This is a genomic window from Leptolyngbya sp. KIOST-1 (assembly GCF_000763385.1).
Lineage (GTDB): Bacteria > Cyanobacteriota > Cyanobacteriia > Phormidesmidales > Phormidesmidaceae > Nodosilinea.
In genome coordinates this window covers 422,978-440,520 of the sequence record NZ_JQFA01000002.1, presented here as the reverse complement: position 1 = coordinate 440,520, position 17,543 = coordinate 422,978, and the positions used below count along the sequence as shown (strand labels likewise).

17 protein-coding genes are annotated in these 17,543 nt (G+C 61.7%); 6 read left to right on the top strand and 11 right to left on the bottom strand.

Translation table 11 applies throughout. The annotated features are described in order from the left end of the window. Positions 1 to 10: 10 nt before the first annotated feature. A complete protein-coding gene (locus NF78_RS02125; protein WP_035984610.1) occupies positions 11 to 679 on the top strand; it encodes an MOSC domain-containing protein in 669 nt (222 codons plus the stop codon). On the opposite strand, the gene NF78_RS02120 is transcribed toward NF78_RS02125, so the two are convergent. The 3 genes from NF78_RS02120 to NF78_RS02110 all read right to left on the bottom strand — a co-directional run bounded on the left by NF78_RS02120 (position 651) and on the right by NF78_RS02110 (position 1,769). Next, positions 651 to 935, bottom strand: coding sequence for a hypothetical protein (locus NF78_RS02120; RefSeq protein ID WP_052049625.1), 285 nt, complete (start codon positions 933 to 935; stop codon positions 651 to 653). The genes NF78_RS02125 and NF78_RS02120 overlap by 29 nt on opposite strands. Continuing rightward, on the bottom strand, positions 935 to 1,162 hold the full coding sequence (locus NF78_RS02115; RefSeq protein WP_035984608.1) for a hypothetical protein: 228 nt from the start codon (positions 1,160 to 1,162) through the stop codon (positions 935 to 937). The genes NF78_RS02120 and NF78_RS02115 overlap by 1 nt, the downstream gene beginning before the upstream one ends. 367 nt (positions 1,163 to 1,529) lie before the next feature. Next, positions 1,530 to 1,769: a hypothetical protein gene (locus tag NF78_RS02110; RefSeq protein WP_225885207.1), complete on the bottom strand. Its 240-nt coding sequence runs from the start codon at positions 1,767 to 1,769 to the stop codon at positions 1,530 to 1,532. 118 nt (positions 1,770 to 1,887) lie between these two features. Between NF78_RS02110 and NF78_RS02105 the strand changes: the two genes are divergently transcribed. After that, the gene (locus NF78_RS02105; RefSeq protein ID WP_052049623.1) at positions 1,888 to 2,184 is read left to right on the top strand and encodes a WGxxGxxG family protein; all 297 of its coding nucleotides are present in this window, start codon (positions 1,888 to 1,890) and stop codon (positions 2,182 to 2,184) included. A gap of 444 nt (positions 2,185 to 2,628) precedes the next feature. Here the strand turns inward: NF78_RS02105 and NF78_RS02100 are convergent, their stop codons facing one another. The 7 genes from NF78_RS02100 to hemF all read right to left on the bottom strand — a co-directional run bounded on the left by NF78_RS02100 (position 2,629) and on the right by hemF (position 8,847). Next, complete coding sequence (locus NF78_RS02100; RefSeq protein ID WP_156119604.1) at positions 2,629 to 3,114, bottom strand: hypothetical protein; 486 nt, start codon at positions 3,112 to 3,114, stop codon at positions 2,629 to 2,631. A 295-nt stretch (positions 3,115 to 3,409) separates the two neighbouring features. After that, the gene (locus NF78_RS02095) at positions 3,410 to 3,610 is read right to left on the bottom strand and encodes a chlorophyll a/b-binding protein (RefSeq protein ID WP_156119603.1); all 201 of its coding nucleotides are present in this window, start codon (positions 3,608 to 3,610) and stop codon (positions 3,410 to 3,412) included. Positions 3,611 to 3,859: 249 nt separating this feature from the next. Then, positions 3,860 to 4,342 carry a peptidoglycan-binding domain-containing protein gene (locus NF78_RS02090; protein ID WP_081972470.1) on the bottom strand — a complete coding sequence of 161 codons (483 nt, stop codon included), beginning with the start codon at positions 4,340 to 4,342 and terminating at the stop codon, positions 3,860 to 3,862. Positions 4,343 to 4,539: 197 nt separating this feature from the next. Then, positions 4,540 to 6,081: an ABC transporter ATP-binding protein gene (locus tag NF78_RS02085; protein WP_035984601.1), complete on the bottom strand. Its 1,542-nt coding sequence runs from the start codon at positions 6,079 to 6,081 to the stop codon at positions 4,540 to 4,542. Positions 6,082 to 6,105: 24 nt separating this feature from the next. Further along, on the bottom strand, positions 6,106 to 7,203 hold the full coding sequence (gene cobD / locus NF78_RS02080) for a threonine-phosphate decarboxylase CobD (protein ID WP_225885205.1): 1,098 nt from the start codon (positions 7,201 to 7,203) through the stop codon (positions 6,106 to 6,108). An 18-nt stretch (positions 7,204 to 7,221) separates the two neighbouring features. After that, entirely contained in the window at positions 7,222 to 7,515 is a 294-nt protein-coding gene (locus tag NF78_RS02075) for an HU family DNA-binding protein (protein ID WP_035984599.1), read from the bottom strand. 297 nt (positions 7,516 to 7,812) lie between these two features. Beyond that, on the bottom strand, positions 7,813 to 8,847 hold the full coding sequence (gene hemF, locus NF78_RS02070; RefSeq protein ID WP_035984598.1) for an oxygen-dependent coproporphyrinogen oxidase: 1,035 nt from the start codon (positions 8,845 to 8,847) through the stop codon (positions 7,813 to 7,815). Positions 8,848 to 9,261: 414 nt separating this feature from the next. On the opposite strand from hemF, the gene NF78_RS02065 reads away from it, so the two are divergent. From NF78_RS02065 to NF78_RS02050, 4 genes are all read left to right on the top strand, one after another. Then, positions 9,262 to 9,807 carry an SRPBCC family protein gene (locus NF78_RS02065; protein WP_263970529.1) on the top strand — a complete coding sequence of 182 codons (546 nt, stop codon included), beginning with the start codon at positions 9,262 to 9,264 and terminating at the stop codon, positions 9,805 to 9,807. Between the two features lie 203 nt (positions 9,808 to 10,010). Next, positions 10,011 to 11,075 carry an Mrp/NBP35 family ATP-binding protein gene (locus tag NF78_RS02060; protein WP_035984596.1) on the top strand — a complete coding sequence of 355 codons (1,065 nt, stop codon included), beginning with the start codon at positions 10,011 to 10,013 and terminating at the stop codon, positions 11,073 to 11,075. A 78-nt stretch (positions 11,076 to 11,153) separates the two neighbouring features. Beyond that, positions 11,154 to 12,413 carry a rod shape-determining protein RodA gene (rodA, locus tag NF78_RS02055; RefSeq protein WP_035984594.1) on the top strand — a complete coding sequence of 420 codons (1,260 nt, stop codon included), beginning with the start codon at positions 11,154 to 11,156 and terminating at the stop codon, positions 12,411 to 12,413. Between the two features lie 67 nt (positions 12,414 to 12,480). Beyond that, positions 12,481 to 13,356: a DMT family transporter gene (locus NF78_RS02050; RefSeq protein ID WP_035984591.1), complete on the top strand. Its 876-nt coding sequence runs from the start codon at positions 12,481 to 12,483 to the stop codon at positions 13,354 to 13,356. 153 nt (positions 13,357 to 13,509) lie between these two features. Here NF78_RS02050 and NF78_RS27920 read toward each other — a convergent pair whose 3' ends face one another. Continuing rightward, positions 13,510 to 17,526, bottom strand: a complete 4,017-nt coding sequence (locus NF78_RS27920) for a hybrid sensor histidine kinase/response regulator (RefSeq protein ID WP_052049621.1) — start codon at positions 17,524 to 17,526, stop codon at positions 13,510 to 13,512. Positions 17,527 to 17,543 lie beyond the last annotated feature (17 nt).

Genomic DNA, 17,543 nt, shown 5'->3' with positions numbered 1-17,543 from the left:
GTCCCAAACCATGTTCGAGCTTGTCAGTCTGCAGGTGAGCCTGCCCCAGACCCTGGGTACCGACCCAGCCCCCGACCCGATGGATCGGCGCTGGACCACCGGATTCTTTAAGCAGCCCGTGGCCGGGGAGGTGTGGCTGAGCGCCACCAACCTGGCGGGCGACGGGCAGGCCGATCTCAAAAACCATGGCGGCGTCGATAAGGCCGTGCTGGCCTACAGCGCCGACCACTACCCCTACTGGCGATCGCACCTGCAGCGCCCTGAGCTGCCCCACGGGGGCTTTGGCGAAAACTTTACCGTGGCCGGGCAGACCGAGGCCGAGGTTTGCATTGGCGATACCTACGCGGTGGGCAGCGCCAGGGTGCAGGTTTCCCAGCCCCGGCAGCCCTGCTGGAAGCTCTCCCGACGCTGGCGCACTGAGGATCTGGCCCTCCAGGTCAAGGCCAATGGCCGCAGCGGCTGGTACTTTCGAGTGCTACAGGAGGGCACCGTCCAGCCCGGACTGACGCTGACGCTGTGCGATCGCCCCTACCCCCAGTGGACAGTGGCCCGTGCCAACCGCCTGATGCACCACGAGCTGAGTGATCGGGCGGCGGCGGCTGAACTGGCCCATTGCCCCCTGCTGTCTACCAACTGGCGGGACAAGCTGCTCAGGCGGGTGGGGGAGACCCAGCCTTAGCGAACTCCAGACGACAGGCCCTGGCGGGCTGCTGGGACACAATCCGCAACTCGTGGGGGTAGCGCGGACGCGGGTCGTTCACCAACCAGATTGGCGGCACCATGGTAGCCTCGTAGGCCTCGATCTCGTCGTAGTGACCAGGTTCGTCAACCCGCTCAACCAGGGTCCCGGGCAGGTACTCAAATAGTTCATCCCAGTCGGTGGGGGAGTCGAGGGGCACCTCGACGCTCCCCTGGGGGGGTGCTTGGGACCTCATCAGACGTAAAAGTGGCTTTTGTGCAGCAGGGTTTCGCCGTGGTCGGGCACCCAGGCCACCCAGGTGTCGGGGGTAGCCTGACACAGCAGCTTGGCCTCGGCGGCGGCATACCCACTGGGCCGCTGGGCCAGCGTGACCCAGGTGTCGCGGGTGTAGGTAATGTGGCAAAGGGGCGGCCAGCTCGAAACGGCGCTAGCGTCGGCCTGGGACTGAAGTTGTGGGGTCATAGGGCTGCTTTTTGATGGACAGCGGCTGGCGATCGCGCCCCTTGAGAACGAAGAACAGAAAGCCAGCCTGAATTTTCTGTATTCATTTTTACAAAATCGGGTCAGGTTGCCGCGATCGCGCTAGATAAGTTCACAAACCATGACATGGCGTCACCGGATGGCCTCTTTTGACTCGCTGGTAACGAGAGCGAACCTGCCAGCAGCCCTGGGGCTGTCATCCGTTAGCCGCTGATGGCCTAGTTTTGGTTCGGCGTGCAGCCCTGCTATAGCCATCGCCAGAACCGTTAGGACATGACCAATGCCTCACCAATGCCTCTGAAGCGATGGCTATACGCCATCGTGCCACCCCAGTTATTGATGACAGTCCCTAGGTTGGGGCTGGGGGCTGCCAAAATCCTTGGTGCAGGGCCAGGATTTCCGCTTCCACCGCCGCGATTGGCCCCCAAACTTGAATCGGCTTCTGACCGTGGCCAAAGATATAGCGGCAGGGCACATCCAGGGTGGGATTCTCGGCGTGGCTGCCCGTGAGCCCCAGCAGCTCGGGATCTGAAGATTGACCACCGGCCAACCCCCACGTCTGGCCTTGAATGAGGTGCTTGTACGCCATTCGGCCCGGTTTTTGCAGAGTATGAGATGCAAGTTTACGACTAACGACCAATAGCAAACCCCAAACCAATCCCTAATCTGTGAAGTATTCCAATGTTGTTCTCTGTAGGGCTCGAGGCATGAAAATTAATACTATTTCAAAATGGATCGGAGCAGGTGCTCTGGCGTTAAGTATGACAGTTCTACCGTCTGCGCTCCAGTCACCTGCTCAGGCAACTGTCGGCCAACCGACAACGACGGACACTACCACTGGCATCACCACTGACACGGCGGTCAACGACAATGACGGCTTTGGCTGGGGCTGGTTAGGGTTGCTGGGTCTGTTTGGTCTGGCTGGGCTGATGGGGCGCGATCGCCGTTCCACAATGACCAGCGATACCGTCAGCACGCCCTCAGACTACTCCCGCCGCTACTAAGTTATTTCTTAACGCAGCTCTAATGGGCACGAAGGTTTCAACCGCAAATCCAGTCTAAAGGAGAGAACGGCGATCGCTATTCTCTCCTTTTTTTTGCTGATTTTTTTGCTTGTTTTGGCGTTTATTTCCTATAGGTTTCATCTGGATTTAGGTAAGAAAGTGCTGAGAGTCTTGTGACCTGTTCGAGATGTCAGCCTTTTCTCTTGGGGAGGCTTTCGCCTAGTTGAGCGAACCAAATGGCAAACAAAAATTTGGGGCAGACAATTTAGCTTGTCTACCCCAAAATAGTTTTTCTCAGATTACTCCGAAGCTAGAGCTAGGTAATGGTAATGGGCTGGGGTGTTCAGCCCCCTGCTGTGTGTAGGCTTCGCAGCAGCAGCCCTACAGCACGGCTGGTTAGGGCTAGCTACTAGCCACAATCCAAGCTGCCATAGTGGCTTTGAGTTAGCTAGTGGGCGGTTGGTTGAGGGCCTGGCGAGCCTGGCGCAGTTGCTCCCCGGTGCCCTCAACGATCAGTCGAAACTGACGCGGTACATCGGGATTACCCTTGGTCTTTTGGCTACCGGGTTGGCTGTCCCGCAGACCTTTGGCCACCATAGAGCCAAATACAGCCCCTGCGATCGCAAAACCAATCACCATCAGGCGGCTGAGGTTGGAGTGGGGGTAGGTGCCTGTCATCCAGAAAGAGATAATAATGGTGGCGATAACGCCCAGTGCTCCACCCAGAAAGCCCCCCATAAAGAAGCCTGCTTGGCCACCGACAGTTGTACCCTGGGCGTACACCTGCACATTGGTTGAAATGTGATCGTCAATGTAGACGCTCTGGCCCATTAGACCGGAGTCCTGAACGGCTTTTTTAGCCTGGTCGGCCTCGCGGCGATTGTCATAGACCGCAATAGTTTCGCGGTTTTGCATAGTCTGAGCTGTCATAGGATAAATTCCTTCAACGCTGGTTTAGGTCCAGGGCAGGGCATGCCATCTGGCCTCTAACCCAACCCAAGGATTCAGCTTTTATCGTGACAATCCCTGCCAAAAATAGGTTCTATAGGGAGATAGACTTATAACCTACATTCTCAAGTCAATTTTCGTACGCCATTTGGTTGCTGCATAGCACTTAGCCATTGACTCTTGAAAGAAGTGAAACATATTAAAAAAGCGGCATTGAATAACAATGCCGCTGTTATGTATCGTGCGGAATTAGCTGTACAGAGTTCAGGTTTTAACCCTACATGATTCCCCAAAAATGGAGAACGCCCTGACCAGAAAATAGTTCAACTAAAATGGCAGAAAGGAAGCCAATCATGGCCAGTCGACCATTCCAAATCTCGGCGCTGGGAACGAAGCCGAAACGCCAGTGAGTACCAGGATAGAAGTAAGGCTGTTTCAGATCTTGATCAACGGTTGTACGATCTTGAAGGTCTTGCATGGGGTTGCCTCGGTTAACGTCTGTAATGACAAGTTAACAATTCTAAACAGGGTGACCATCTTTCCGGAGAGACAGATACAACGACGCCAACCCAACTATTCTTCCCCTGCTGTAAAAAGTACAGTTTTGAATTATTCGAGGCTCATCTCCAAAAACCCCTGGGCATGGGCTTGAAATGCGAACTACGCCTGTTTATGGATGTCTTTGGAAGAAACTAAGAGGGCAGTGAACCTGAGCGTCAGGACTGGATCAGGCACTCGGCTTGTGGGACTGCTGAAAGTGGCGCAGGGCGCGCTGGGTCTGGGGCCCGGCGACACCATCGATGGGGCCGGGGTCGTAGTCTCGCTTAGCCAACTCTTGCTGCACCTGGCGGGTACCTTCGGTGAGGCTTTCGTCGAGTTCTTCGAGCAGTTCCAGGGCGGTGTCGCCAGGGTCGCCAGTGTGGCTCAGATCGAGCAACTCGCGCAGGCGCGACTTCAGGTTTTCGTTGACGGAGGCGTATACCCGGGTGGCGCTGCCCAGCCCAATGGCGTGGTCAATGAAGTGATCGGCTTCGTTGATCCAGAAGTCGTGGCGACCATCGGTTTCGGCGGTGGCCAGCAGCTGGTCGAGGCGCTGACTTTCGGGATCGCTGAGGCTGGGGCGAGTGGCCAGCTGGCAGTACTCATGCACAAGCGCCAAACAGTCGGCGTCGACAATGCCGGAAAGTTGATGCGTTGACGGTTCACCCATAGTCTGACTCGCGTGGTTCGGTAGGGTATCAGTTCGGTGTCTCAAGTCCGGTGTCTCAGGGCCGGTGTCTCAAGTTGGGCATCAGGTCTAAGTTACAGCTATAGCGATTGTCGAGCGATCGCCAGCGGCCTGCCCGGGGGTGGATCTGTAGTTTACCCGCTGGGGGCCAGGGCCACGCGGGGGAACCCCCACCTCTCCTAATGCCCAGCCATTTTGTGGCCAATGTCGCTGACGTCGGCCTCGTCGGTGGGGCTGGCGTAGACAAACTGCCCGGCGCTGATCACCAGAATGCGATCGCTGAGAGCCAGCAGCTCGTCGAGGTCTTCGCTGACCAGCAGCACCGCCACCCCCCGGTTGCGGGCCTCCACAATGGCGTTGTGGATCTGGTCTACGGCAGAAAAATCGAGGCCAAAGCAGGGGTTAGCGGCGATCAGCAGCCTGACATCGGGGGACGACAGCTCTCGGGCTAGCACCGTCCGCTGCACGTTGCCCCCGGACAGGTTTTGAACCGGGGTTTCCGGCGAGGGGGTTTTGACCCTGAAGGTTTCAATCAGCCCCTGGGCGGCCCGGCGAATGGCGCTCAGCCTCAGCCACATCCAGCGGGCCTGGGGGGGGCGATCGAAAGTGCGCAGGGCCATGTTCTCGGCTACGCTCATGCCGGGGACACAGGCATTGCGCAGGGGTTCTTCGGGCAGAGCGCAGACCCCGTGGCGCACCATTTCGGCTCGGGTGGCGCGGTAGGGTGCGCCCCCGACGTGGATCTGGCCCTGGCTGGGCGATCGCTGCCCGGCCAGCACCTCCACCAGCTCCCGCTGGCCGTTGCCCGAGACTCCGGCAATGCCGACGATTTCGCCGCTGTGTACGGTCAGCTCCAGGGGGCCAAAGGCGTTCAGGCCATTGTCCTTGACCGCCCCCAGGTCCTTCACCTCCAGCACCGGGTGCGTCGGCCCGGAACCGGCTTTGGCCACGGGCTTGGTGGCGCGATCGGCCCCCAGCATCATTCGGGCCATATCGGCCACGGTGAGGTCGGCCACGGCCCCGTGACCGGCCAGATGCCCCTTGCGCAGCACCGTTACCTCGTCGGTAAAGGCCAGCACCTCGCGAAACTTGTGGGTAATCAGCAGCACGCTGAGGTGGCCCAGCCGCACCTCCTGGCGCAGCAACCCCAGCACCTCGTCGGCCTCGTCGGGGGTGAGCACCGAGGTAGGCTCGTCGAGAATCAGAATGCGGCTTTTCAGGTAGAGCTGCTTGAGAATTTCGAGCTTTTGCTTCTGGCCCGCCGCCAACTGGGCCACCGGCAGGTCGAGGTCCACCTGAAAGGGCGATCGCGCCATGAAGTCGCCCAGGGCGGCGTACTCCTGCTGCCAGTGGATCACCGGGGCGCGATCGTAGCGGCTGAGCACCAGGTTTTCGGCCACGGTCATGGCGGGCACCGAGGTAAAGTGCTGGTACACCATGCCAATGCCGCAGCCGTGGGCGTCTTTGGGGCTTTTAATCGGACAAACCTGGTTGTCGAGCAGCACCTGCCCGGCGGTGGGGGTATAGAAGCCCATAATGCATTTGACCAGCGTGCTTTTGCCCGCCCCATTTTCCCCCAGCAGGCCGTGAAAGGTGCCGGGTTTGAGGGTGAGGGACACGTCGTTGAGCGCCACCAGGGGACCAAACCGCTTGGTCATGTTGACCACCCTGAGTTCGGGGGGAGACTCGAGGTGCAGGGGCGGTGGGGCAGTGGTGGTCATGGTGAACGCTCTGAACTGGCAGCATCATACCCCTAGCTCCTGGCCGAGGGCGGTTAGCAAACGGTCATTTTCGGCCTCCGTGCGGACGGACACCCGCATGTAGTTTGCCCCCAGCTCCCCAAAGCTCACGCAGTCGCGAATCAGAATCTGGTGACGGCGCAACAGCCGCTCCTGAAGCAGCGGGGCCGGAGTGGCGGTTTTGACCAGCAGATAGTTGGCGGCCCCCGGCAGCGGCGATAGCCCCGGGATGGCCTGCAACCCTTTGCAGAAAGCCTCTCGGGCGGGGGGCAGCCACTGCCAGGTGCGCCGCTGAAACGAATGATCGCTCACCGCCGCGATCGCCGCCGCCGCCGCCAGGGCATTCACCGGCCAGGGGTCGCGCCAGCGCTGCCAGCGGCCCAGGCGATCGGGGTGGCCCAGGGCGTAGCCAATCCGCAGACCGGGCAGGGTGTAAAACTTGGTCAGCGACCTCAGCACCACCAGGTTGGGGTGGTGGTCCAGGTCTGCAATCAGGGACTGCTGCCGGTCGGCGGGCAGAAAGTCCATAAAGGCCTCATCCACAATCACGGTGGCAAACCGCTCCAGCAGGGGCTCCAGGCTGGCCCTGGGGAACAGCCGCCCGGTGGGGTTGTGGGGGTTGTTGATCAGAAGGCTGGCGGCCTCGGGCTCGGGCCAGGTCGGCGCTGACCCAGGGCCAGCCCAATCTTCCAGGGGCAGGGGCCAGGGCCGTATGGGTACATCAAAGGCGGCAAGCGATCGCCCGTAGTCGCCAAAAGCCGGAGTGAGCAGGTGGCAGCCGTCGCTGGCGGCCACATCCCTGGCCGCCCAGGTCAGCAGCTCTGCGGCCCCATTGCCCGGCAGCACCCAGTCCATGGGCACCCCGTGGTGCTCAGCCAGGGCACGGCGCAACTCGGCGTAGCTGGGGTCGGGGTAGTGGCGCAGCTGCCCCAGGGCGGCAGTCATGGCCTGCACCACCGACTCGGGCGGCCCCAGGGGATTGATGCTGGCGGAAAAGTCGAGTAAAGAATTGGGGGAACAGCCCGCGATCGCAGCCGCCCAGGCCAGATTCCCCCCATGAACAGGTCGATTTGAAGGTGTGTGAGTAGGCGAAGGTTGGATCAAGCGTTTACTGGGCCAGGTCTACTTAGCCACTTTTTCTTTGAACAATTTGCCTGCGGAAAAGGCAGGCACCTTCGTGGCTGGAATCACCATCGTGTCGCCAGTCTTGGGGTTACGGCCCTCGCGCTCTTTGCGCTCGCGCCGCTCAAAGGAGCCAAACCCTACCAGGGTGACTTTTTCGCCTGCCGCTACGGCTTCAATAATGGCGTCGATGGTGGCAGAGATAACGAGGTCTACCTCCTTCTTGGTCACGGGTTTGTCGCTAGAGGAGGAAGCCTTCTCAGCCACCGTATCCACGAGTTCAGCTTTATTCATACCTGTCTCCTATGGGCAAAAAACAATGGGGTCCAGCTGCATTCTGACGATAGGACCAGGGCGTAGATTACACCCCTGCCAGCCAAAATGGCTGAAACCCCTGTCAATCCAGAATTTCACTGCCTCATTCTAAGGGCAACCCTCAAAAAGTGGATCGCCAAAAGCTTTAATTTATGTGGATTTCGGGGTTTTTTAAGAAACCTAAACGAATAAATACCCCAGGTGGCCTGGGAACAACCACTTGGGGTATTGGCTCAAACCTTTACTGGGCAAAGGTTTGAGGGGAGTTTGGTGGCACTAGCCAGTTGGTGTGCCGCTCCAGTTGATCCAGTCCTGGGGCTTGAGAAAAACGTCGTATAGGCGGGCTTCTGGGCCATTGGGCTCGGGGGTGTAGCCGTACTCCCAGCGCACCAGCGGCGGCAGCGACATCAAAATCGACTCGGTGCGGCCGTTAGTCTGCAGGCCAAAAATGGTGCCCCGGTCGTAGACCAGGTTGAACTCCACGTAGCGGCCCCGGCGGTAGAGCTGAAACTGCCGCTGGTGGTCGCTGTACTCGGTGGTATGACGGCGCTCAACAATCGGCACGTAGGCGGGCAGAAAGGCATTGCCGCAGTCGCGGGCGAAATTAAATAGATCGTCCCAGGAGCGCTGGGGCAGTTCGCCAATGGCCTGGCTGGTCTGGTCGGCGGCTTTGCCCGCGTCGGGGCCTCGGTAGAGCAGCCCCTGGCCGTCCTGGTAGTCGAAGAAAATGCCGCCCACGCCCCGGGTCTCACCCCGGTGCTTGAGGTAGAAGTATTCGTCGCACCAGGGCTTGAACACCTGATAATACTGGGGGTTGTGGCGATCGCAGGCCTGTTTCAGCGTCCGATGAAAATGCACCACATCCTCGTCGAAGGGGTAGTAGGGGGTGAGGTCAATGCCGCCGCCAAACCACCACACCGGCCCCGCCTCAAAGTAGCGGTAGTTGAGGTGTACCGTGGGCACGTAGGGGTTGCGGGGGTGCAGCACCATGGAGGTGCCGGTGGCGTAGAAGCGGTGGCCCGCCGCCTCAGGTCGCTGCACCAGAATCGACGGCGGCAGGTGGTCGCCCCACACTTCAGAAAAGTTTACGCCGCCCTGCTCAAACACCTTGCCCTGTTTAATTACGCGCGATCGGCCGCCGCCGCCCTCGGGCCGCTCCCAGGCGTCCTGCTGAAACTGGGCACCGCCGTCGAGGGCCTCCAGCCGCTGGCAGATGCTGTCCTGGAGCTGTTTCAGCATGGCGCTGACGCGATCGCGAGAATCGGCGGGTGGCGCGTTAGTAACGGGCTTGGAAACAGGGGTTGTGGTCATAGCGTCGAGAAAACAATACGTTATGTCGGCATCGGGTCGGATATGTCACACTGGGGAATGGCCTGAATTCGGAACCTCAGTATTCATTTTTGCCGCCAGCAGAGATATTTTCTGCTCTGGCGGAGCCCCAGAGCAAACTGCTCCAGGCCACAGGTGACCCCCTCAACGGGAACCAGTTTTCCCACGCTACCGTGAAACCAGACCCATTACCCACCTCATCCGCCAGGTTGAGAAAAATGTTTAGAAACGCAACGCCCTGTAACGAACTCCCCGGCTAGTCTTTCCCCGGTCGGTCATTTTTTTCCATTTTGCTTCCAGACGGCCATGCTTTGATTGCTATGATTTCTCTGCCTCCGCCTCCAATTCGCCCCAGCTGTCAGTCAATGACTTGGGTATTGACCTGGGACTTTAGCTGTGGGGGGTGCGGCTGTGTTTAGAGCCCTGTCTTTTCCCCGTCCGTTCCTCACGCTGATGCAGCTGATCCAGCACTGGGTGCAGGTCCAGCAGCAGCTGGAGAAGTCCTACCTGGCGGTCAGCACCGCCTCTGTAGATGTGCTCTGGCAGACGATCATGAACCTGGCCGATGTCTCCTGGCACCCCCTACTGACCAGCACCAACGCTCCCCAGGGGCTCAAGCCCAAGCCGGGGCTGATCTATCGGGCTTTTACTCGCCTCTGCCCGGTGCCGGTGAATATTTTTGTGGAGCGGGTACAGCCCCACGAACTGATCAGCGTGCGGGTGCTGCCCATCCCCGGCCTGGAGGAGCGGGTCACCTATCACCTCAAATCGACCGTTCGCGGCACCCAAATTTCCTACTCTGTGACGCTGCGCGGGTGGCTCTCACCCCTGGCCTGGTCGCTGCTGCGCCCCTACGCCGCCCGGGTGGCCTCAGCCCTGGCCGAGGCCGCCGAACACCCGGATCTTTTGGATAGTCGCAACTCCCGTTCCCAGGCCTGGTAGTCCCACCCCTTAAGCACTTGTGCTCAAAGGGGGACAGAGCGGCTTAAGATAATGAATGGCCTACAGTTACCTCGCCTGGGGCGGGGTGGTGGGCAGTGCCCACCCTACGGCATCCCTGGGCGGCGATATCCCAGAGGGTTGCTCATGCTGTTCGCCTTTCCCGCTGAACATTGCCCTGTACCTGGCCCAACTCCCCCAACTCCATGAGCCTAACCCTCTCCGAAGTTTCTGTTCTAGACGTGCTGCGCCCCGTGCAAGACCCGGAGCTGCAAAAGAGCCTGGTGGATCTCAATATGATCCGCAACGTGGCGATCGATAACGGCACCGTGAGCTTCACCCTGGTGCTGACGACCCCAGCTTGTCCCCTGCGGGAGTTTATCGTCGAAGACTGCGAAAAAGCGGTGCGCACGCTGCCGGGGGTTGAGACTGTGAAGGTCGATGTCACCGCTGAGACCCCGCAGCAAAAGGCGCTGCCCGATCGCACCGGCATTAGTGGGGTCAAAAATATCATTGCGGTGTCCAGCGGCAAAGGCGGCGTGGGCAAGAGCACCGTGGCGGTGAACCTGGCTGTGGCCCTGGCCCAGGCCGGAGCCGCCGTGGGCCTGATCGACGCCGACATCTATGGCCCCAACGCGCCGATCATGATGGGGCTGACCGAGGCCCAGGTGGTGGTAAAGCAGGGCGAGGTGTTGGAACCCGCCTTTAACCACGGGGTCAAAATGGTGTCGATGGGCTTTTTGATCGATCGCGACCAGCCGGTGATCTGGCGCGGCCCCATGCTCAACGGCATCATTCGCCAGTTTCTGTACCAGGTGGAGTGGGGCCCGCTCGACTATCTGATTGTCGATCTGCCCCCCGGTACCGGCGACGCCCAGCTCACCCTGGCCCAGGCGGTGCCAATGGCGGGGGCGGTGATTGTCTCTACCCCGCAGTCGGTGGCCATTTCAGACGCGCGACGGGGGCTGAAGATGTTTCAGCAGCTCCAGGTGCCGGTGCTGGGCATTGTCGAAAACATGAGCGTATTTATTCCCCCCGATGCGCCGGAGAAGCGCTACGACATTTTTGGCTCCGGCGGCGGCGAAACCCTGGCCACGGAGCTGGGGCTGCCGGTGCTGGGCTGCATTCCCCTGGAGATGGCCGTGCGCCAGGGCGGCGATGTGGGCATTCCCATTGTGGTGCAGCACCCCGACTCCGAGAGCGCCAGGGCGCTGCGGGCAATGGCCGAGCAGGTGGCGGCTAAGGTGTCTGTGGCGGCGCTGGCGTCTTAGGACCCCGAAACCCGATACCCAACCCCCAAAACCCCTCCTCCTTGTCATAATTGTTTGGATGAACTCGTAGGCAGCGCTATGTTTGTGACTAACGTGCAGAGGCAATGGCGATCGCTGCTGGCGAGCTGGCAGGGGGTGGACTGGGTGCTGCTGGCGCTGCCGGTGGTGCTGACCGCCTTTGGGGCGATCGTGATTCACAGCACTCAGCGCAATACCGAAACCGTCGCCTACGGCCTCAACCATGGGGTGCTGGGGCTGATTGGCCTGGGTTTGGCCCTGTGGATTGCTCGGGTGCGCTACGAAAACTTGCTCAACTGGCAGTGGATTATCTACGCGGTGATCAACCTGCTGTTGCTGGCGGTAATTTTTATTGGCACCGTCGGGTTGGGGGCGCAGCGGTGGATCAGCATCGGCGGCTTTCACGTGCAGCCGTCGGAGTTTGCCAAGCTGGGCATGATCATCACCCTGGCGGCCATGCTCAGCCGCCGCGATGCCTCGACCCTGTGGGGGGTTGTGACGGCGGTGGGGGTGACCGCGCTGCCCTGGCTGCTGGTGTTTATTCAGCCCGACCTGGGGACGTCGCTGGTATTCGGCGTGATTACCCTGGCTATGCTCTACTGGGCCAACTGCAACCCCGGCTGGCTGGTGCTGTTTGTGTCGCCGCTGGTGGCGGCGATTTTGTTTCACCTGCTGCTGCCCGGTTGGCTGGTCTGGAGTTTGACCATGGGCCTGATTGCCTGGTTTACGCTGCCCTGGCGCTGGTTTAGCACCGTGATGGCGACGGCGGTCAATCTGGTGGCGGGCAAGCTGGGGGACATCTTCTGGAATTTGCTGCAGGACTACCAGAAAGACCGCCTGGTGCTGTTTCTCGACCCGCACAAGGATCCCCTGGGGGGCGGCTACCACCTGATTCAATCGCGGATTGCGATCGGGGCTGGCAAGCTGTTTGGCCAGGGCTGGGGACAGGGGACCCAAACCCAGCTCAACTTTATTCCTGAGCAGCACACCGACTTTATCTTTTCGGCGGTGGGCGAGGAGTGGGGTTTTGTGGGGTCGATGGTGCTGATTGCCGTCTACTGGCTGATCTGCTTCCGCCTGGTGATCATTGCCCAAAACGCCAAGGATGATTTTGGCTCGCTGCTGGTGATTGGCGTGCTGGCGATGATTACGTTTCAAGTGGTGGTCAATATTGGTATGACCATCGGCCTGGCCCCAATCACGGGCATTCCGCTGCCCTGGCTAAGCTACGGGCGATCGGCGCTGCTGACCAACTTCATCGCCCTGGGCATCGTCGAGTCGGTGGCCAACTTCCGCCATCGGCTCAAGTTCACGGACTGAGCGGGCGATCGGCAGGTCGGGGCGATCGCCTGGCGTCACTGTACCTCCGCTGGGATCTTCCTCTAGGATGACCTACCTCAAACTCCTCGCCACCATGCTGTTCTGGGGCGGTACCTTCATTGCCGGGCGGCTGGTGGTGCAGGAGATGGGGCCCTTTGCGGCGGCGTTCTGCCGCTTTGCGATCGCATCTGTGGCCCTGTTACTGTTGACCCATGCCGTGGAGGGGGCGCTGCCCTGGCCGCCCCGGCGCCTGTGGCTGCCGATCGCGCTGCTGGGGCTGACGGGTATTTTTGCCTACAACGTGTTTTTCTTCTCCGGCTTGAGGACCGTGGAGGCGGGCCGGGCGGCGCTGATCATTGCCCTCAACCCGGTGGCGATCGCCCTGGGGGCCGCAGTGGTGTTTAAAGATCGCCTCCGCCGCCTCCAGCTCATCGGCATTGCCCTGTCGCTGGTCGGCGCCGGGGTCGTGATCAGCGACGGCGATCCGCTCAGGCTGCTGCGCGGCGATGGGGGCCTGGGAGAGGTGTTCATGCTGGGTTGCGTGGTCAGCTGGATGAGCTATACCCTGCTGGGCAAGGCGGTGATGGCCGAACTGCCTCCCTTCGCCGCCACCACCTACGCCTGCGGCACCGGGGCGCTGCTGCTGCTGGGACCGGCCCTAGGGGATGACCTGCTGGGGGCGATCGCCACCGCTTCTGTGACCACCTGGGCGGGGCTGCTCTACCTGGGTATTTTGGGCTCGGCGGTGGGGTTCAGCTGGTACTACGACGGTCTCAAACAGCTGGGGCCAGCCCGGGCCGGGGTGTTTATTAACCTGGTGCCGGTGTTCGCAATTGTTCTGGCGGCGGTGGTTTTGCAGGAAATACCCACCTCGTCCCTGCTGCTGGGGGGCAGTCTGGTGATTGCGGGGGTGGTGCTGACCAACCGCAGTAAATCAAGCTAAAGGTGGCGGGGCAGTGGGGTTTACGGATCACGGTATGCGGTACACGGCTGGCCTGGAACCGTATACCTTAGCCCTTAAACCGTACACCGTGTACCCTGCACCGTTAGACGGTTGGAGCCTGTCACAATCAGGTTGGTCAAGTACTAGCCAGTACTAGGCATGGTCCCTGGCGGCCTGGATCAGGTCGTAGACGGTGTCAAAGGCAAAGTCGTCGATCTGCTGGGTCAGCCAGGTGCTCAGGGGAGCCAGGTCCGGGGGTAGCTGGGCGGCGAAGCAGCTGAGCTGGTGGCTGTCGAGCTGGAGGCTGGCCAGCTGCATCTGCTTGAGCAGCAGGTCGGGCAGGGTACGCAACAGCGCGATCGCCTCGCTGCTGTCCAGGGCCTGGGGCCTGCCAGCTTCCTCAGCAGGGGCGGCGTAGGTGTACTGCACCCCCAGGTGCTCGCTCAGCTTGGCCAGCAGCAACTCCATCTGGAAGGGCTTGCGGACAAAGTCGTCGCAGCCATGGTCGAGGGCGCGGACGCGGTCGTCCTCAAAGGCGTTGGCGGTGAGGGCAATGATGGTGGTCGGCGGCAGCGCCAGGGTCTGCTCCTGGGCGCGAATGGCCAGGGCGGTGTCGTAGCCGCTGAGCACGGGCATCTGCATGTCCAGCCAGATCAGGTGGGGTTGCCAGCTCTGCCACCGGGCGATCGCCTCTTCGCCGTTGGTGGCTTCGCGCACCTCAAAGCCCACCGACAGCAGTAGCTGGCTGAGCAGGCAGCGGTGGTCCTCGTTGTCATCAACCACCAGCAGTCGGTAGTGGGGCTGCCCCGCCGCCAGCCCCACTACCGACTCCACCGTTGGCAGGGGAGCCGCGGCCTGCATCCCGGCCACTGGCATGGGCAGGGTAAAGGCGAAGGTCGCCCCCTGGCCAATCTGGCTGTCCACCGTGAGATTGCCCCCCAGCAGGCGCACAAACTGCCGACTGATGGAAAGCCCCAGTCCGGTGCCCCCGCCCCGGCCCGAGCAGGCCTGCACAAAGGGCTCAAACAGGCGATCGCGATCGGCCGCCGCCAGCCCCACCCCCGTATCGCTGACGCTAAAGGTCACCTTCAGCGGGGTATCGACCGGCGGGTTGGCGGCGATGGCATAGGCTGGGGTCACCGTCAGCGTTACCGCCCCGCGATCCGTAAATTTGATCGCGTTGCCCAGCAGGTTGATTAGCACCTGGCGCAGCTTGGCCACATCGAGTTTGAAATATCTGGGCAGGGCCGGGTCGCGATCGATGCTCAGGCTCAGCCATTTGTCCTGGGCCCGCAGGTGAAACATGTCGTTTAGGCTGCTCAGCAGCGCATCCAAGTCGAAGACAGCCGCGTTGAGGTTGACCTGTCCGGCTTCAATTTTGGCCATCTCCAAGATGTCGTTGATCAGCATCAGCAGGTGTTCGCCGCTGCGGTTGACAATCCCCAGGGCCTGGTGGTGGCTATCGCTGAGGGTCGGATCGCGGGCCAGCAGCTGGGCAAAGCCCAAAATGGCGTTGAGGGGCGTGCGCAGCTCGTGGCTCATGTTGGCCAGAAACGTGCTCTTGGCCTGGCTGGCCGCTTCGGCCACGGCAACCGCCTGCTCCAGCTCCCAGGTACGCTTCTGCACCCGCTGCTCCAGGTCCTGGTTGAGGGTTTTCAGGGCTTCCTCGGTCTGTTTACGGTTGGTGATGTCGTACAGGCTGCCGACAATGCGATAGACCCGACCCGTCGGATCGGAAATTGGATTGTAGGTGCCCAGCAGCCACTGCACCTGGCCCTCGACGGTTACCGTGCGCTCAAAGGTCAGGGGCTGGTTGGTCTCGATGCAGTAGCGATACCGTTCCAGAATGGCGGCGGCTTCAGTCTCACCCAAAACCTCCTGAAGCGATTTCCCGGCCACCTCGGCACTGGTTTTACCCAACAGGCGGGCGGCGGCTGGGTTGAGGCCCAGCACCGTTACCGTGCCGTCGAGGGCAATTTCGGATACGTAGATGGGCTGGTTGACCCCTTCGTAGATGCTGCGCAGAAACTGCTCCTGTTCCTGGAGCTGATGTTCGGCCCGCTGGCGTTCCTGTTGGGCCGCCCGCTGCTCGCTGATGTCGTTCACGACCCCCAGCATGTACCGGGGACGGCCCAGGCCATCGCGCACCAGCGACACCCCCAGCGAAATCCAAACGGGCTCGCCGTCAGAGCGCAGGTAGCGCTTCTCAAGGGTAAAGCGGCTGGTGTGGCCGCTGAGTAACCGATCCACCTCAGCCCGATCGAGGGCCAGGTCGTCGGGGTGGGTCAGCTCGATGTAGGTCTTCTCCAGCAGCTCGGCGGCGGAATAGCCCAGCAGTTCGCAGACAACCTGGTTGACCCGTACAATCCGTCCGTCGAGTTCGGCTTCCACAATCCCCAAAGCCGCCTGCTCAAACGTGCCCCTGAATCGCTCCTCGCTGGCCCTGAGGGCGAGTTCTGCTCGCTGGCGTTCGGCTTCGCTGCGTTTGCGATCGCGGATATCGCGACAGATGGTGGCCATGCACAGCGGCGTCTGGGTTTCAGGATCCTGGACCAAAAACACCACCTGCTCTACCGCGATCGCCTCGCCGGTCCGGTCATGGCGAAACGCCGATTCCCCGCGCCACACGCCATGGGCCATCACCGTGGGCAGCACCTGCTGCTCAAGCTGCGCCACTGTCTCAGCGGTGTGAAGCGAGTTGATCGATCGACCATCCAGAGCAGCATCGCCCAGCCCCAGCAGGGCGCGGCCCGCCGGATTGAGATAGATCGAGACGCCCTCCAGGCTGGCGGTGCCGATCAGGTCGGTGCTGTTTTCCACCACCGCCGCCAGGGTCTGCACCTCCTGGGTCCGCTGCCTCACCCGCTGCTCCAGCTCCTCGTTTAGCCGCTTCAGGGCCAGCTCGGCCTGCTTCAGGCCGGTGACATCGTCCACGGTGCCGACGATGCGCACCACAACCCCAGCCTCGTCGGCAATGGGAAAGCCCCGACAGCGCAGCCAGCGCAGCCCGCCGTCGGGGTGCAGAAAGCGGTACTCACAGTCGAGGGTCTCGCCCTCCAGCTCGCGGGCGGCCAGGGCGGCGATGCGATCGCGATCGTCGGGGTGCACTCGCGCCAGCCAGTGCTGCTGCTCGTCCACGGTGTCCAGCCCAGCGCCAGTAATGGCTGTGTAGGCTGAGTTGACGTACTCGTAGCGCTGGGTCAGCACGTCGAAGACATAAAACCCCTGCTGCACCGTTTCGGCCAGCTCCCGAAAGCGGGCTTCGCTGGCCTGGAGCGCGGTTTTGGCCCGGTGCTGCGCCTGTTCGAGCTGCCTGCGATCGCTGATGTCGCGCACCAGAGCCAGCACCTGGTCGGCCTGGTAGGGCACCATACGCACCACCTCGTACTGAATGCGATCGCCAAAGCTGAGCTGCTGCTCAAAAAACTGCGTGGTCCGGGTGGCCAGGGTTTGGGCGATCGTCTCCAGCCACCGCTGGGCCACCTCAGCGGGGAACACATCGGTGACGGTAGCGCCCCGGGGATCCTGGGCCACCAGCGGCACCAACTCGCCGGTAAAGCCATTCGCCAGCACCTCCAGGTACTGCCCCTGGGCACTCATTACGATCGCCAGATCGGGCAAGGCCGAGAGAACGGCCCGGTTGTGGGCCTCGCTCTGTCGCAGCGCCTGGTCCGCCTGGGCCCGATCGCTGACGGTGGCCAGGCCCCAGTCGAGCTGCACCGCCAGCGCCGAAAGCCGCTGCTGGAGAACGTCGATCTGGCGATGGGCCTCCCCCAGGGCCGCATGGCTCCGGGCCAGCTCCTGCCCCTGGCGGTAGTACCCCAGGGCCGCGCTGACCGTAAACCCCAGCTCGGCCGCTGGGGCAGGGTAGGCCAGGCGGCGATAGACGGGACGGGAAACGGCCTCCCGGGCAGCACTGGTCGAGTCGTCCAGCACCACCGTCAGCGCCTGGGGAAACCGGTCGTAAACGGCCTCCAGGTCGCCCCTGTGCAGCCGGGCGGCGGTGGCGATCGCCAGGGCGACCTCCCCGCCCTTGGCCATCACCGGCTCCAGCCAGGCGGTCTCGGCGGCTGGGGCCAGCACCACGCTGCAGTCTGGAAAATCTGCGCTGAGGCGATCGCAGATCGAATCCGAAGGCTCCACAAAGCAGAGAATAGTGAGCGGTCGCATGGCAAACCTGGGCGTGG